Here is a 16,266-nt window from a genome sequence, read left to right on the forward strand (position 1 = left end):
TCATTATATCCAATAAGCTACTAGATATATTAAATTACTTTGGAGTTTGTATTTTTACTCCTCATTTGAATATAAAAATATAGTTTTTCTTCAGGTTGAAAATGAATAACCATCACATTCGAACCAAGAGTTTGGGACATAAATCCCAATCAAGTGAAAATTGACCTTATCTTGAGCAGGAGGATACTTTTCTTTGTCCAAACGGACAAAGGGTCCCTTTTAAGAGGTATCAAACGAGGCAAGATGCGTATGATTTTAAACGGCAACTGAAAATCTATGAATGTGAAGACTGTTCGACTTGTATGTTGCGTTCGCAATGTATGAAAGGAAAAGAACCTAATCGTACACTTCAAAAAATAGAAATTGGGAATATTTTAAAGTCTACGCCAAACACAAGCTTTCAGAAGAAAAAACAGGACACCTGTATCGACAACGAAAAGTTGATGTCGAACCAGCGTTCGCCTATCTGAAGGCTCATTTGAGTTTCACTCGTTTATCTGTGCGAGGGCGAGACGCGGTGAGAAACGAATTAGGTTTTGCCATGATATGGCGGTTAACTTACGAAAATATGCCGCCAAAGGTGGCTATAAATGCCATAAAACCGGGTAGAAAATCTTTTTTTGATTTTCTATCCGGTTTTTATGTTTAGTTAAAATTTATGTCTCAGCCTCTTTTATTTTTGGGTATCTTCAGCCGTTTTCAGTGGGCTAATTAAAAGAGGCAAAAGGAGAATGAGATTTCAGGTGAAAAATGAACATAAAAAAACCAGTATGGAAAAAGGGAGGAAACCATACTGGTAAAAAGGGAGTTGGAAAAGCATCCAAAAAAAAGGGAGTAAAAATGGATGTTTTTCATTTGATAAAACTAGTTTATCGTCTGGAATTTAAAATAAGCTAGGAATACGGTGAAAATTCAATAAGAATGATTCGTTTTTGTTGTCCATAAAAATGGTCATTTGCTGGACAGTTTTGATTTTCACTTATTTTCGTGATAAATGCGGGGTTTTTAACAATAAATATTTATCCAAGACACCATCCATCACGCCTTGATCGATCAGTAACCAGTTGAGATAACTGACGAGTTGTAAAACAAATATTAAAAATAAGCTTAAAAAAGAGTTTTAACACGGTTTGAAGATTCATGCCGACTTTTCTTCATAGCATAATTGCACTAAAAGCAATAGAGGTTAAAAATTAGCAATCATAAAATGTTCAAATTTTTCTTGTATTTTAGCAACTAAGTACCGTTTAAATTACTAGCGTACCTGCTACTCTAAAAACAAGGGCTAGTTAAAATGACGATTTTACTAGAATTATATGTATCCAATTTTTGGTTGAATGTATCCCGATATATTATTCAGTGTATACGATGTTTGTTTTTCGATTTGGATTCACAGCAAACCCGGGTGAAGGGAAAGTAAACGATGACGTAATCTGAAGCTAACTTATAATAAGGTCAAAAAGGCGGCAAGATTTCACCGATCAAAAAGCCGTGTTATAAAGATAAATTAAAAAGGAGAGTTTTAGATCAGTGAGAGAAAAGAAACTTTTGATAAACACTTATGCGGCTTTAGGCGTGTTTTTAGGAATGATTATTTTATTTGGAATAACAGATAAAGTTAGTGCACGCGAAGTTCACGTTACAACAACAAAGGAGCTTCAACAAGCTATGAAAACCGCGTTGCCGGGAGACGAAATACTCTTAGCACCTGGGACATATGAAGGGAAAATGGGGAACTCAAACAGCGGTCATTCATCATCTTATTTTAATTCCGATCAAAGTGGAACACGCGAAGCGCCGATTCAGATGCGTAGTGAATTTAAGGATAGTCCTGCCATTTTAAAAGGACAACGACTCACTTCGGGGAACATACTTCGGATCACTGGGGATTACTGGATCATTTCTGATTTGGAAGTGACAAATGGGCAAAAAGGAATCATGCTCGATCATAGCCACTACTCGAAGCTGAGCCATGTTTCTGTGCATCAAATTGGGATGGAAGGCGTGCATTTTCGGGATGGAAGCAGTCACAATGTACTTGAATATAGCACGATCTCTGGAACCGGCCTGGCGAATCCAAACTACGGGGAAGGCGTTTATGTGGGAAGCGCGAAAGGAAGCTGGAAAACGTACGCGCCAGATGCGGATGCGAATACTATTCGTAAAACTGTGATCGGTCCAGATGTTGCGGCGGAACACATTGATGTGAAAGAAGGCACGACGGGAACCGTTATTGAGGATAATATTTTTTACGGCGCGGGAATCAGCGGTGCGAATTATGCGGATAGTTTTCTGGATTTGAAGGGGAATGGAGCGCTCGTTCGGCGGAATAAAGGCTATCGCCAAGGCAACGAAAAAATTGTAGCGGCTGTGCAGTCGTCAAATCAAATTGATAGCTGGGGCAAGAACAACGAGGTAAGCGACAATGAATTTTATTTGGATAACGCGGATTGCTTCATTATGGTAGCTGGGAAAAATTCGGATGCGCTTGTGGCCGAAAATAAGCGTTTCCCGGAAGGAAATCAGTATAAAGGGAACATCCAGATCAAAACGGAAACGCCTGCGGAAAAACTTCCTCCGGTTGCGCCAACAAATGGTCAGGTCGTGAGCGTTACTTCGGATGCGGTTCAAATTGGCTGGAGCTACCCGGATCAAGAAGCGGGGATTAAATTTAACGTGTATCGCGATGGTGTCCTAGTGGCGATGGTGCCTACGCTGCGCTTTTTGGATGAAGGGCTACAGGCGGGTGTGACGCATAACTATGAAGTGAAGGCAGTGGGCGAAACAGGGCTTGTTTCAGCGGGGATTCAGATAATGGTAAAGACGCTTGAGCCCGTTTCGGAACAGCCGGGGGATTTGCCTGAACAGCTTACAACTTGGGATGCGACACAAATTTATACAGCGGGAGAATCCGTTTTTTACAAAGGAAAAAGATACCGAGCAAAATGGTGGACGAGAGGGAATATTCCGGGGACTGAAAAATGGGGACCGTGGGAGGAATTGTAAGATTTTTTGGCAGCAGGTTAAGATCTGTTGCCTTCTTATTTGAAGCGTGTAAAAAATTTACTTGCAACTCTTTTTAAAAGTGTTATAATGATCTTGTCGTAAAGGAATTATGGCTTTTCAAGCAGTTGTTTAAGGCTGCTTGTTTCGTTTTTTATTCGTAAAAAGGGGTGCCGAAATTGAATAAATCTTTTTTTGCAGAAGCAAGAAAATGTGCAGAACGATTTTGTGAAGCTTTACAATTTAATCCTGAAAAGAGTGACCGGTTAGAATCAAAAGTTGTCACTTCTTATTTATTTGGTTTGCTTACGATGCTTGGTTCGGAGATGAACGCAGACGGAAGTGAAATTCAGGCAAGTCTTGTAGCTTCGCTGGTTCATGTTTTTGGTTTCAGTGAAAGAGATGCCTCGGATCTCTCAGCGCATGTCATTAAATGTACGGAACGTGAGAGACATCCGGCACAGTTTGCTGTCATTGAAAGAGGTCTTGAAGGTTATATGGAGTATTATCGTACAGGGAAGGATGCAGAATTTCCAAAAGATGTCCAAAGTATCTTGGATATTATGTATGAATTTTCCACGGTTAAATAATCAAACGAATGATGGAAGTCCGCTTTTTGTAAAAAAGCGGACTTTTTTACAAAAGGGAGAGAAGGACAATATGAATGAAACCGTTATGAATAGTTTTTTAATTCTGGTCATTTTAGTGATTTGCGTCGTGAATATTTTGGGAATTGTGGTCCTAAGACGGGGGCGTTTTTCACATGATCTTGTTCAGTTCGTGACAAATCAGGAAGTGAGAAACCTCTTGATTGGAGCTAAGGATGCTGAAAGAAAAAAAGCCGTGCAATATTTAACGGCTAGCATCTTAAGTTTTGTCATCGGGTTTTTATCCATTATCCTATTCGCTAATTTAGATGGCTTTGTGTGGACCATTCTTTTTGTATTAGCTGCAATCTTAGTTAGCGGGTTGTTAGAAAAGAAAGCAGAAGAAATTCTCGGTAAAAAAATAGATCCGAAAAAAGTTGTGCAAATTTTAAAATAGAAAGAGGAACTAAGTCTCTAATTTTTATTTAGAATGGTTGGTTTACTAAAAATCTTTTTGTTTGACTTGAAGTGGACTTCAGGGTATATACTTCACTTGTAAGATGTTAGACAAATGGAGGTAGAGAATCATGATGTTAAAAGAAACTTATCGTTTAGCAAATGGTAACGAGATTCCAAAACTTGGGTTTGGCACGTGGATGATTGATAATCAAGATGCGGCAAAAGCTGTACAAGAAGCCATTCAAGTCGGTTATCGCCATATCGATACAGCACAAGCTTATAAAAATGAAGCTGGGATAGGCGAAGGAATCCGAAACTCAGGCATTGCTCGGGAAGAAATTTTCTTAACAACAAAACTAGCAGCTGAAATTAAAGATTATGCTGGTGCGGTTGCAGCAATTGAGGGTTCGCTTGAAAAATTGGGTCTTGATTATATTGATTTGATGATTATTCATAGTCCAAAACCATGGGCGGAATTTCAAAGTGATGCAGATCATTTCTTTGAAGGAAACTTGGAAGCATGGAAAGCGCTAGAAGAAGCTTACCAAGCTGGAAAAATTCGTGCAATTGGGGTTTCAAATTTTGAACAAGTGGATTTAGAAAGCCTTCTTGAAAATGGCACAATAAAACCTATGGTCAACCAAATTTTGGCACATATCGGGTATACGCCATTTGATGTTATTGCTTTTTCACAACAGAATGGTATTTTGGTGGAAGCTTATTCACCGATTGCTCACGGTGAAATGATGCGAAGTGCAGAAATTACAAACATGGCTGAAAAATACGGGGTATCTATTCCGCAACTCGCCATTCGTTATTTGTTACAACTTGATTTACTACCGCTCCCTAAAACACTGAATAAAGCACATATGGAGAACAACGCCGATGTTGATTTCGAAATTTTAAGTGAAGATATGAAGGCTTTGAAAGAGCTTAAAAAACTTGATTATGGAAAGAATACAGATATTCCCGTTTTTCGCCGTGCGACGGATCAGTGATACATTTTGAAATGCACTTGCCTTTCTGTTTGAGAAACAGGAAAGCAAGTGTTTTTTAGTCAGTTGATGCTTGAGTCTCTTTTTATTGAGATATCTTGTAACTTCCTGTATAAAGAAGTGGGGGGATAGTAATGCGAATTTATTTTTATGGATGCGTTTCAATGGATGGTTACTTAGCAGATAAGGATCATAAAATTGACTGGCTTCTTGATACAGGGACAACTGAGGAGACAAATTATGATGCGTTTTATAAGCGCATGGATATCACTGTAATGGGAAAAAGAACATTTGATGATATTGCTGATATGGATGGTAGCGAATCGTTTTATGGAACGACTGAGAATTATGTCTTTACACATGCAGATAGTCTCTCAGTGAAGAATTTTATTCCCATTTCAGGTGATGTTGTTGAAAGGATAAAAAATATGCCGCAAGATAAAAATATTTGGATTGTCGGTGGAAATACAATTTTAGCGGAGCTACTCGATCATGATATGATAGATGAATTTTATGTTCAGGTTGCGCCGGTTTTGCTTGGTGATGGAATTCCACTTTTTACACAAAAAGAAGGTATGAAACGGTTTAAATTGAAAGAGGTTCATCAATTCGGTCCGTTTGCAGAAATGGTTTTTGAAAAATAATAGAATGTTTATAGGAATATGGCCTTCAGAGTAGTTTTGAAGGTTTTTTTTGCTGGTTAAAAAAAGTAAGTGAATGTATTTACATAATGATGGCTTTTATAGTATGATAGGAAATGTTCGAAATAAATATGTATATTATGTTACTTTTATAAAATTAATTGTGATTTTTTATACATTTTTTCCGGGCGCAAAATAACACACTAAACAGGAGGCGTCATGAAGCTTAGGAGGGTTTCTGCGGGTTCTTGTAGGCAGTGTCAGAAACTAATGAATAAAAATGAGGGGAAGTTTTTTTATGTGGAAAAAGAGTACGAAGCTTTTAGTCGCGCTCGTCATTTTTGGAGGATCATTTATTTCTGGAACAAGTTCTTTTGCGGCAGATGAGTTAGCATATGTTCCGAAAAATCCTGGAAACGTATATGATGATTTTAGTGGAAACTATGGCTTACTTGGAGTGGCTTCTAAATTTCATATTTTTGCGAAGGACAAAACGATTTTAACGGCACACGTGAATGGTAACGTTGCAACGAAAGCGCTTGAGGCGTATAACAATTTTGGAACGGATATTGTGGAAGGAACGTTGCCATTTGAAGTAAATTATATACAAGAAACCAACCAACTGATTGCTTCTTCTGAGATTAGTGATACGAAAACGAGAACAGATAAGTTTGTTGTGGGATCTGAAATTGCAGTCGGGGAAGCAGATGGGCACCCAGTTGTAAACGGAACGAGATTAGACCATTTATCTCTAGATAATTTGTATAAAGAAAAAGAAGGGAATCACTACATCGATTTTGAAGCGGAATTTGCGCGTTTAGGAAGTGTGGCAGAACAGTTAAGGCAAACAAGCGCGATCAAAAATTATACGGTAGCTGATTTTCCGAATCGGAACAAGCGAGAAATTGACTTGACGGATGTGAAGGAAAAAGCAAACACAGTGACCATTAATCTAGATGCAGCTGTTCTAACTCAAGACACGCCACTTACAATTAAAAATCCAAATGGTGTAAATCTTGTGTTCAATGTTGTGCATGGTTCGGATGATTTGGTGGTTCAGTCACAAATTCATTATAATGATCGGGTCAATCACGAAACAGAAAACTTTGATGATGCGAATGTGGTTTGGAATTTTGGAACCGAATTAGCTCATTTAGCTTTTCATGCACCATTTCAAGGAACTGTTCTTGCTCCGAATGCTTCCATTACGGTAACGCAAAACTTGGATGGTTCGATTATCGGGAAAGATGTGTCAATCCAAGCTTCTACTAATCGCTGGGATCCAAATCCGATTGTATTACCTAAACCGACTGAGCAAACGCTTGAAATTTCGGGAGAGAAAGTTTGGCAAGACTTGGATAACAAATGGGATACGCGTCCAGAATCGATTACTGTGAAATTATTGCAAAATGGGAAGGTTTTTGACACGCAAGAAGTGCGGGCTAATAACGATGGAAAGTGGCTCTATCACTTTTCTGGGGTGCCAAAAACGGATGCGAATGGCAAGGCTTATTCATATACGGTTGATGAAGAAAAAGTACCAGAAGGGTACGTGAAAAGTGTGAATGGAACGACGATTACGAATACGTATCAAAATTCGACACAAACATCCATTTCTGGTAAGAAAGTCTGGCAGGACTTTGATAATCAATTAAATACCCGTCCAGATGCGATCATGATCGAGTTACTCCAAAATGATGAAGTATATCAAACGAAACAAATTCAAGCGGGCGAAAATGGGGATTGGACGTTTTCTTTTTCAGGACTCCCTAAGTATGATGCGAGTGGTGAAGCTTATTCATATACGGTAGATGAAGTGGATGTTCCAGAAGGTTATGTGGAGTCAGTAGAAGGAACGACGATTACGAATACGTATGCGAAAAAGCCGTTAAAAAATATTCAAGGAGATGTCATCTGGAAAGATAAGAATGATGAATACCATACACGTCCTGATAATGCTAAAGTCATTTTGTTTCAAAATGGAAAAGTGCTTCGAGCGCAAGAGGTTGATGCAGATCTAGATAGTGATTGGGATTTTGATTTTACGGATGTGCCACAGTTCGATGCGGATGGAAAACCTTATGTATATACGGTAAATGAAGGTAATGTGCCAGCTGATTACGATTATTCGGTAAGTGGCTATACGATCATAAATGTGCTTGAAGAAACAGCAATACCTGAACCAGATGATCAGGAAGATGATTTTCCTGATAGTAGACCTGACGGGAGTGTGGACGGAACTACAGATGGAGATTCAAACGGACAAATAAATGAAAACGCAGAGGGGCATTTGGTTAACGATTTTAGTGGTTATTCGAATGAGCGCTCGGCGGTGGAAAAAATAACTGCGGCATTGCCTCGTGTTACGAAAAATTCTGTCGCTGTCTCGCCGCTGGAAAAGACAAAACAGCTTCCTAAAACGGGTGATGCAGATGGAAAATGGTCTCTTTTAGTGGGGGTTTTGCTAGCAGGTATAGGGGTTTTTTGGAACGTAACGGCATATCGTCGTACTCGGAAAACAGGATATTAATTTGGAAAGTAGAAATTGGGCTTTTGAGCGGAAATAAATTCGGCTGAAGTCCAATTTCTTTTTTTAATAGTGTTAGTTTTTTCGAGCTCAGGGAAAATAACAGGTGAGGTGATGAACATGCTAAAAATGAAACGGATTTATGAAGGCGTGGCTGAAAATGACGGTTGTCGGATTCTTGTGGATCGTCTTTGGCCAAGAGGAATTTCAAAAGTGAAGGCTCAACTGGATTACTGGGAAAAGGACATCGCGCCGACAAATGACTTGCGGAAAGCATTTCACTCCGAACAGATTGATTATCAAACGTTTAAGGAACGGTATTTAGAAGAGTTGAAGCAAAATGCGTCAGCGCAAGCTTTTATTGATTTATTGAAACAGGAACTGGCAAAAGGAGATGTGACGCTTTTGTTTGCTGCGAAAAATGAAACGGAAAATCAAGTGACAGTTCTGATGGGATGGTTGCAAGATAAGATTTAATTGACAATGAGAATCATTATCACTATAATCAGAGTGAATCTTGTAAGTAGTGAGGGGGACTCTGATTGATTATTGTAACGAATACGATTCGGGTTGAAAAAGGTGCATTAGAACATGTGGTTCGTCAGTTTACGGGCACGGATGGCGGACACGGTGGTGCATCGCAACATATTCAAAATGTAGAGGGCTTTCTCTGTTTTGAGCTCTGGGAGACGGATCTTCCGGATGCGGATTATGAGGAGCTTACGGTGATGAGCAAATGGGAAAGTGCGGAGGCGCAGCGTGCTTGGGTGAAAAGTGATGCATTTAAAAAAGCGCACGGCCGTACGAAAGATTCTCGGGAACAAAATCGCGATCGCAAGGGGATTCTCGAAAATAAAATTACGCAATATCAAGTTCGTCATGTGGTGCCTGCGAAAGAGACTGGTGTATCGCATGAGTGAACTAAAACAAGTGATGCGCGCGCGGCGTTCGGTGAAGCAAATTTCGGAGCGAGCAATTGACCGATCGCTTGTGGAAGAAATGCTTGAACTGGCGGCGTTTGCGCCATTTCATAGCAAGGTGGAGCCGTGGCACGTTTATTTGATCCAAGATGCGGAACAGAAAGAGAAACTCGTTCGAGCGGTTGCTGCTGCCAAGAATGATGGGGCATCGCTTGGACAAGTGAAGGAAATGCTTGAGCGGAAGTTCTTGACGGCACCTGTCATTTTGATGGTCACTTCGGCTGTCTTTCAAGATGCGAAGAAGGATTTTGAATCGGTTGCGGCCACGAGTGCTTTTATTCAGAATTTGCAGTTGGCGGCGTGGGAAAGCGGAATTGGTACGATTTGGCGGACGCCGAAATTTTTGTTTCAACCGGCGTTCCGCGAGGCGCTTCAAATTGGCGAAGAGGAAACGGTGATGGGGCTTTTGCCGCTCACGCTTCTTCCAGAAGAGAAGCCTGATCCGAAACCACGGCGTGAGCTGAAGGATTTTTTTCATGAACTTTAAGTGACGGGGTTGCAACTTGCGGGTTCTTGACGTACAATGAGTAAGTATTTTGAGACGGAGGTGCGAAACTATGGCAGTACCTGCTAGACGGACTTCAAAGGCGAAGAAAAATAAACGGCGGACGCATAAGGGACTTTCGGTTCCGGGACTTGTTCTTGACAAGGAAACGGGCGAGTACCGTATGAGTCATCGGATTTCGCCGGACGGTTCTTATAACGGCAAGCAAATTATTGATTAAGATTTAGTTACCCATTTTGGCGAGAAGGCGTTTTTTCTTCCGAAAGATGGGTATTTTTTTTATACTGCACATGATAAAATAGATAGAAAGATATGTGGATTCGAATTTTACAGAAATGAGGCACGGCGATGAGTGAAGAATTTATCAATAATGAAGAGGCTTTGAAAGGCTACAAGGCCAGTGCTTTTCGGACGCCAGATGGCTATACGAGTGATATTTTATTGTTTGCAATGAAAGAGAAAAAATTGCATGTGCTTTTGATTCAGCGTAGTAAGACAAACGCGGAAGGAAAGCCCAATGTGGAAGGCGGCAAGTGGGCGATTCCAGGTGGGTTCGTTAATCCAGATGAGGATGCGTATCAAGCTGGGGTTCGTGAGCTTGAAGAAGAAACGGGGCTAACGGATATTCCGCTTACGGCGTTTGGCGTCTATGATAAGCCGGGACGTGATCCGCGCGGTTGGATCATTTCGCGCGCGCACTACGCGTTTGTGCCGCTTGAGGCATTGCTTAAACGGGTCGCAGGTGATGATGCGGCACAAGTGGAGTTAATTCCCGTAAGTCAAGCTTTCGATTTGGCGCTTGCTTTTGACCATAAAACGATTTTAAGCGATGCGATGGAAAAAATTACACGGGAATTGCTACTTTCGACGAAGATGAGTGATTTTTTACCAGAATTTTTTACGGCTAAGGAGTTATATGAGGCGATCGCTAGTGCCGCATATCGGGAGGCATTGCCACCGTTTGATGTGTTTGAATCTTACATCGTCTTGCTTCCATTTATTGAACGGAACGAAGCGGGGCTCTATTTCTTTAACCAAGCGGTGAGCGCACATAGTATTTTCTTCTAAGCAGGGGGACTGAACATGGAAACGGTAAAAATAAAACAAATGGAAATTGGAAGCGGAAAGCCAAAAATTTGTGTTCCGCTAGTCGGTAAAACGATTGCGGATTTAAAACGCGAAGCGAAACTTGTGGCAAGTCTTGGAATTGATTTCGTCGAATGGCGCGCAGATTATTTTGCAAAAGTCATGGATCTGGAAACGGTGAAATGGGCTTTACGCGAATTCAAGCCCTTTTTGAATGGACTTCCGCTGCTATTTACGTTCCGCTCAAAGGCTGAGGGTGGCGAAACGGAAATAACAGAAAGCTTCTATTTTGAACTGAATCAAGCCATTATTCGAACCAAAGAAGTGGACTTGATTGATTTGGAACTTTTTCATGAGGAACAGCATCTAAATCGGTTAATTAGCGAAGCTCATCAAGCGGGAATCAAAGTCGTGATGAGCAGTCATGATTTTAAGAAAACGCCGCTTAAAGATGAGCTACTAAAACGCTTGAAGCGAATGGAAGAGTTAGGCGCTGATGTTACAAAAATTGCTGTGATGCCACAAGATGGAACAGATACGCTTGCCTTGCTCGACACGGCAGCGGTGATGAATCAAGAAGCGAAAGTTCCATTTATTGCGATTGCGATGGGAGAACTTGGGATACTTTCGCGGCTTTCAGGACGTTTTTCGGGTTCTGCCGTTACCTATGCAGCCGCAGAAGAAAATTCGGCTCCGGGACAAATTTCGGTGGCATCGACGAAGCAGATCCTAAATGCGCTTGGCGAAAAGGATGCCTGATCTTCACAAAACTGTAACAAAGTATTTCGCTAGCCACTATTGTGCGCTTCTTCGAAATATGATAAGATTAAAATTAGTCAAATTGGACGGTTTTAGGAGGAAAAATAATGAGTACAGTTTTAACGATCATTTTGGTGATTGTATCCGTACTTCTCGTAGCAGTGATTATTCTTCAACCAGGGAAAAGCAATGGTTTATCCGGTGCGATTTCAGGTGGGGCTGAACAATTATTCGGGAAGCAAAAAGCAAGAGGATTAGAACTGATTTTACATCGGACGACGATTGTTTTATCTATTATTTTCTTTGCTTTGTTAGTTACACTTGGCTTTTTTGTTAAGTAAGGCTAAAGCTGTAAGAGCGGAATAAATGAATGTGAAAAGCATTCCTGTCTAAAAAAATGGCAGAGGAATGCTTTTTTGTTTGGACGGATTCTGCCCGTTTGAGAGATTAAATGGGGGAAAGCCTCATCCCGTATTCTTGCCCGAAAAAAGGCAAATGGTTTTCTTTTTTGCTGAGAACGTGATATATATTATATTTGTGGGTTTAAGAAACTTGGTGGGAGGAATGGATGAATGAATATTTTGGTTGCGCTTGTTCCAGCAGTGATGTGGGGGCTAATGCCGCTTGTTGTTGCGAAAAGTGGTGGTAAGCCAAAACAGCAGATTATCGGAACAGCTTTTGGGGCATTACTGTTTGCTATTTTTGTATTTTTATTTACTGAACCGCATTATACAGCAACGATTTTAATCGCGAGTTTTATATCGGGGGCTTTTTGGTGCTTAGGACAGATGAATCAATTCCGCGCGTTTACGCAAGTTGGGGTATCGAAGACGATGCCGATTTCAACGGGGATGCAACTTGTCGGGACGTCACTTTTTGGCGTGTTTGCGTTTCATGAATGGGAAACGACCGCGAAATTAGTTCTTGGTTTTAGTGCGCTTGCTTTGATTATTATTGGAATTTTTATGACGAGCTACGAGCAGTATAAAGACGATAGCTCGGAACAGAATATGAAAAAAGGAATCATCACCTTGCTGATTTCTTCGGTTGGTTATGTTGGTTACGTCGTTACAACACGCTTTTTTGATATTAGCGGCTGGGATGCGATTTTACCGCAAGCTGTTGGGATGGTTGTTGCTTCGTTTATCTTCACGATCGGTGGACGAGATGAATCACGTTTCACGAAGGCAACGTTTTTGACGATTATTCCGGGGCTGATGTGGGCAACGGGGAACTTGGCATTGCTGTTCTCAAACCGAATGGTTGGCGTTGCAACTGGGTTTTCGCTTTCGCAAATGGGCGTTGTCCTGTCCACACTTGGCGGGATTTTGATTCTTGGTGAAAAGAAAACGAAAAAAGAATTGGTGTTTGTATTACTTGGCGTCGTTCTCGTGATTGTTGGCGGAACGATGATTGGATTTGCCAAAAGCTAAGAGGAAGCGGCCTTTTTGAAAGGGCGCTTTTTTTTACAGAAGGAACATTTTTGATTGCGGGGAGGCGGTTTTTCTCGTACACTAGACATAGAAACAATGTCATAAGGAGCGTTTAAAGATGAAATTCACACCGCCAAAACCGTTTTTATTTGAGACGGGAAAAAGGGCAGTCTTACTGTTGCACGGATTTACGGGGAGTTCTGCCGATGTTAGGATGCTTGGCAGATTTTTGCAGGAAAATAATTACACGGCTTATGCGCCACAATATAAGGGGCACGGTGTTTCGCCGGATTTACTTTTAAAGACAGGGCCGAGTGACTGGTGGCAAGATGTGCTTGATGCATACAAGCATCTTGAGGATCTTGGCTATGAAGAAATTGCCGTTTGTGGATTGTCGCTTGGTGCGCTTTTCTCGCTAAAATTGGGATTCATGAAGCCTGTTAAGGGGATTGTGTCGATGAGTGCACCGACGAAAATGGATAGTTCATCGCCGATCATTTCGGGGTATATGGATTATGTACGCAATTATAAGCGGCTTGAAGGGAAATCTGCTGAAACGATCGAGCTTGAGATGCAGGATTATGCAGGGAAATCCACGGATCAAATTGCCAAGCTGAAAGATGAAATCAATTCGGTGATGCAGGATATTGATATGATTTATGCGCCGCTTTTTGTAGTGCAAGGCCGGCTAGATGATATGGTGGACGTGGACGGCGCTAAGTGGATCTATGACGAGGTGCAGTCGAATGAAAAGCACATCAAATATTATGAGAACTCTGGGCATGTCATTACGATCGACAAGGAGCGAAAGATTTTGCAAGACGATATCCTTCAGTTTCTTGACGGATTAGACTGGCAAGTTTAGAGGAATAAGGAAAATGGAAAGGAGGGGATCCGAGTGAGTGAATTAGAAATGGAGCAGCTTGTTTTAAATTTTTTGAAGGAGCACAAGGATACGGCTTATTCGCTTGATGAACTTGAGCTCGCCCTGAAGCCGGAAGATGCGGAAAGTTTTAAGGAAATGGTGAAGGCGCTTGTGCGGCTTGAGGACAAGGGAGCGGTGGCTCGGACGAAGCGAAATCGGTACCGGATTCCGGCGCAAACGGATTTGATTCAAGGAACGTTTCGGGCGCATGAACGCGGTTTTGGGTTTGTGATGCCGGAAAATAAGGACTTGGATGATATTTTTATTCCGCCGAATGAAGTGCGGGATGCGATGAATGATGATGTCGTGCTTGCGAAAATCACGAAACGTAAGGGGGATAACCTTGCGGAAGGTGTCATTGAAAAAATTGTGGAGCGGAAAACGGCACAAGTGGTCGGTACTTATATGGAAGATCTTGCCGGAGCTGGGATTGTGATTCCAGATGATAAGCGTATTTCAGGCGAAATTGATGTCGATCTTGAGGATGGCTTAAAGCCGGTGGATGGGCACAAGGTGATCGTGGAACTTACGGCTTATCCGCATGGTAACACGCGGGCTCGCGGAATTGTCAAGATGATCATCGGGCACCGTAATGATCCCGGCGTGGATATTTTATCGGTGATTCATAAATACGGGATCCAATCGACTTTCCCGGAAGAGGTCATGAAAGAAGCAGCGGAAGCGCCAAGTGATCTTTCGGGTATGGATATCGGGGAACGCCGCGATTTGCGTGATCAAATGATTATCACGATTGACGGTGCAGACGCGAAGGATCTTGATGATGCGGTGACGGTGCGCGAACTTCCGAATGGTAATTTTGAACTGGGTGTTCATATTGCGGATGTTTCGTATTATGTGACGGAAGATTCGGCGCTTGATAAGGAAGCTTTTGAACGCGGAACGAGTGTTTATTTGGTGGACCGGGTGATTCCGATGCTCCCACATAAGCTTTCGAATGGGATTTGTTCGCTTAATCCGCAAGTGGATCGCTTTACGCTTAGCTGCACGATGGAAATTGATGCGGATGGGCACGTTGTGAATCATGAGATTTTTGAAAGTGTGATTAAGACGACGGAACGGATGACTTATGATGATGTCAACTCGATTCTTGTGGATCGGGATGAACAACTGCGTGAGAAATATCAGGAAATCGTGCCGATGCTCGACCAAATGCTTGAGCTCTCGAAGCGTCTGCATGCAAAACGTGAAAAGCGTGGCGCGATTGACTTTGACGCTAAAGAAGCACGCGTGATTGTTGATGAAGAAGGGCATCCGCAAGAAGTTGTGATGCGGGAACGTTCAGCTGGGGAGCGTTTAATTGAGGAATTTATGCTTGCGGCGAATGAAACGGTTGCGGAACACTTCCACTGGATGGATGTGCCATTTATTTACCGGATTCATGAAGATCCGAAGGAAGACAAATTGGCAAGGTTCTTTGAATTTATTACGAACTTTGGGCTCATCGTGAAAGGGACCGCCAATCAAATTCACCCGGCTGCGCTTCAACAAGTGCTTGATGAAGTGAAAGGGAAACCGGAAGAAATGGTGGTTTCAACGGTAATGCTGCGTTCGATGCAACAAGCGAAGTATGATACGGTTTCGGCGGGGCATTTTGGGCTTGCGACGGACTTTTATACGCACTTTACTTCGCCGATTAGGCGTTATCCGGATTTGATTGTGCACCGCTTGATTCGGGAATACTTGATTAAAGGAGATGTCCGACCTGAAACGCTTGAAAAACGGGCGGAACAGCTTCCTGAAATTGCGGAGCATTCTTCGAAAATGGAACGTCGCGCGGTCGATGCGGAACGTGAAACGGATGAACTCAAGAAAACGGAATTCATGGTTGACAAGGTTGGCGAGAAATTCCAAGGGATTATTAGTTCGGTGACAAATTTTGGATTGTTTATTGAACTGCCAAACACGATTGAAGGTTTGGTGCATGTTAGTGCGATGAAGGGCGATTATTATCAATTCCACCAAAATCTGCTAGCGATGATCGGCGAACGCACCGGGAAGGCTTACCGGATTGGTGATGAGGTTGAGGTCGAAGTGGCAAAAGTGGATGTGGATGGTCGCGAGATTGACTTTAAGCTTCTTAGTGAAGGCAAGGATTCGGAGCGCGCGAAAGGAAGTCGGCAGAAGAAAAAGCCTATCAACAAGACGCGCAGTTATAAGTCTGTGAACAAGAAGCATCAAGGGAAGGAAAGTAACAAACCGAAAAGAGAAGCGGGTTCTGATGAGGAATGGTACACGAAGCCGAAGAAGAAAAAACGCAAGAAAGCTTTTTATGAAGGTGTAGCGAAAGGGAACCAACCGAAGAATAAGAAGAAGAAAAAACGCAGATAGGAAGGAGGCGTTTTTAG

The 16,266-nt window shown here is 41.9% G+C and carries 16 protein-coding genes and 1 pseudogene; all 17 read left to right on the forward strand.

All coding sequences use genetic code 11. The features are described 5' to 3' along the window. Nucleotides 1–251: 251 nt before the first annotated feature. Nucleotides 252–649 (forward strand): annotated as a pseudogene (locus HCK02_RS14255) (transposase); the annotation flags it as partial. Between the two features lie 881 nt (nt 650–1,530). Then, complete coding sequence (locus tag HCK02_RS14260; RefSeq protein WP_281348864.1) at nt 1,531–3,006, forward strand: carbohydrate-binding protein; 1,476 nt, start codon at nt 1,531–1,533, stop codon at nt 3,004–3,006. A 176-nt stretch (nt 3,007–3,182) separates the two neighbouring features. Then, nucleotides 3,183–3,593: an Imm48 family immunity protein gene (imm48, locus tag HCK02_RS01760; RefSeq protein WP_167628434.1), complete on the forward strand. Its 411-nt coding sequence runs from the start codon at nt 3,183–3,185 to the stop codon at nt 3,591–3,593. A gap of 70 nt (nt 3,594–3,663) precedes the next feature. Continuing rightward, on the forward strand, nt 3,664–4,047 hold the full coding sequence (locus HCK02_RS01765) for a hypothetical protein (protein WP_167628435.1): 384 nt from the start codon (nt 3,664–3,666) through the stop codon (nt 4,045–4,047). 130 nt (nt 4,048–4,177) lie between these two features. Further along, nucleotides 4,178–5,047 carry an aldo/keto reductase gene (locus HCK02_RS01770; RefSeq protein WP_246215505.1) on the forward strand — a complete coding sequence of 290 codons (870 nt, stop codon included), beginning with the start codon at nt 4,178–4,180 and terminating at the stop codon, nt 5,045–5,047. Between the two features lie 131 nt (nt 5,048–5,178). Next, on the forward strand, nt 5,179–5,688 hold the full coding sequence (locus HCK02_RS01775; protein ID WP_167628436.1) for a dihydrofolate reductase family protein: 510 nt from the start codon (nt 5,179–5,181) through the stop codon (nt 5,686–5,688). A 295-nt stretch (nt 5,689–5,983) separates the two neighbouring features. Further along, the gene (locus HCK02_RS01780; protein ID WP_167628437.1) at nt 5,984–8,215 is read left to right on the forward strand and encodes a Cna B-type domain-containing protein; all 2,232 of its coding nucleotides are present in this window, start codon (nt 5,984–5,986) and stop codon (nt 8,213–8,215) included. A 117-nt stretch (nt 8,216–8,332) separates the two neighbouring features. After that, on the forward strand, nt 8,333–8,689 hold the full coding sequence (locus HCK02_RS01785; protein WP_208970425.1) for a DUF488 domain-containing protein: 357 nt from the start codon (nt 8,333–8,335) through the stop codon (nt 8,687–8,689). 65 nt (nt 8,690–8,754) lie between these two features. Continuing rightward, nucleotides 8,755–9,132: a heme oxygenase IsdG gene (gene isdG / locus HCK02_RS01790; RefSeq protein ID WP_167628439.1), complete on the forward strand. Its 378-nt coding sequence runs from the start codon at nt 8,755–8,757 to the stop codon at nt 9,130–9,132. Continuing rightward, the gene (locus HCK02_RS01795) at nt 9,125–9,679 is read left to right on the forward strand and encodes a nitroreductase family protein (RefSeq protein ID WP_167628440.1); all 555 of its coding nucleotides are present in this window, start codon (nt 9,125–9,127) and stop codon (nt 9,677–9,679) included. The genes isdG and HCK02_RS01795 overlap by 8 nt, the downstream gene beginning before the upstream one ends. A 70-nt stretch (nt 9,680–9,749) precedes the next feature. Beyond that, nucleotides 9,750–9,917: a 50S ribosomal protein L32 gene (gene rpmF / locus HCK02_RS01800; protein ID WP_115751718.1), complete on the forward strand. Its 168-nt coding sequence runs from the start codon at nt 9,750–9,752 to the stop codon at nt 9,915–9,917. A 128-nt stretch (nt 9,918–10,045) separates the two neighbouring features. Next, a complete protein-coding gene (locus tag HCK02_RS01805; RefSeq protein WP_167628441.1) occupies nt 10,046–10,765 on the forward strand; it encodes an NUDIX domain-containing protein in 720 nt (239 codons plus the stop codon). 15 nt (nt 10,766–10,780) lie between these two features. Continuing rightward, nucleotides 10,781–11,542: a type I 3-dehydroquinate dehydratase gene (aroD, locus tag HCK02_RS01810; RefSeq protein WP_167628442.1), complete on the forward strand. Its 762-nt coding sequence runs from the start codon at nt 10,781–10,783 to the stop codon at nt 11,540–11,542. A 107-nt stretch (nt 11,543–11,649) separates the two neighbouring features. Next, entirely contained in the window at nt 11,650–11,883 is a 234-nt protein-coding gene (secG, locus tag HCK02_RS01815; RefSeq protein WP_167628443.1) for a preprotein translocase subunit SecG, read from the forward strand. 231 nt (nt 11,884–12,114) lie between these two features. Then, a complete protein-coding gene (locus tag HCK02_RS01820) occupies nt 12,115–12,975 on the forward strand; it encodes a GRP family sugar transporter (protein WP_167628444.1) in 861 nt (286 codons plus the stop codon). A gap of 118 nt (nt 12,976–13,093) precedes the next feature. After that, nucleotides 13,094–13,840, forward strand: coding sequence for an alpha/beta hydrolase (locus HCK02_RS01825; protein WP_167628445.1), 747 nt, complete (start codon nt 13,094–13,096; stop codon nt 13,838–13,840). A 48-nt stretch (nt 13,841–13,888) separates the two neighbouring features. Continuing rightward, on the forward strand, nt 13,889–16,249 hold the full coding sequence (gene rnr, locus HCK02_RS01830) for a ribonuclease R (protein ID WP_425482835.1): 2,361 nt from the start codon (nt 13,889–13,891) through the stop codon (nt 16,247–16,249). Nucleotides 16,250–16,266: the final 17 nt, after the last annotated feature.

The sequence above is a fragment of the Listeria valentina genome (assembly GCF_011800755.1).
Taxonomy (GTDB): domain Bacteria; phylum Bacillota; class Bacilli; order Lactobacillales; family Listeriaceae; genus Listeria; species Listeria valentina.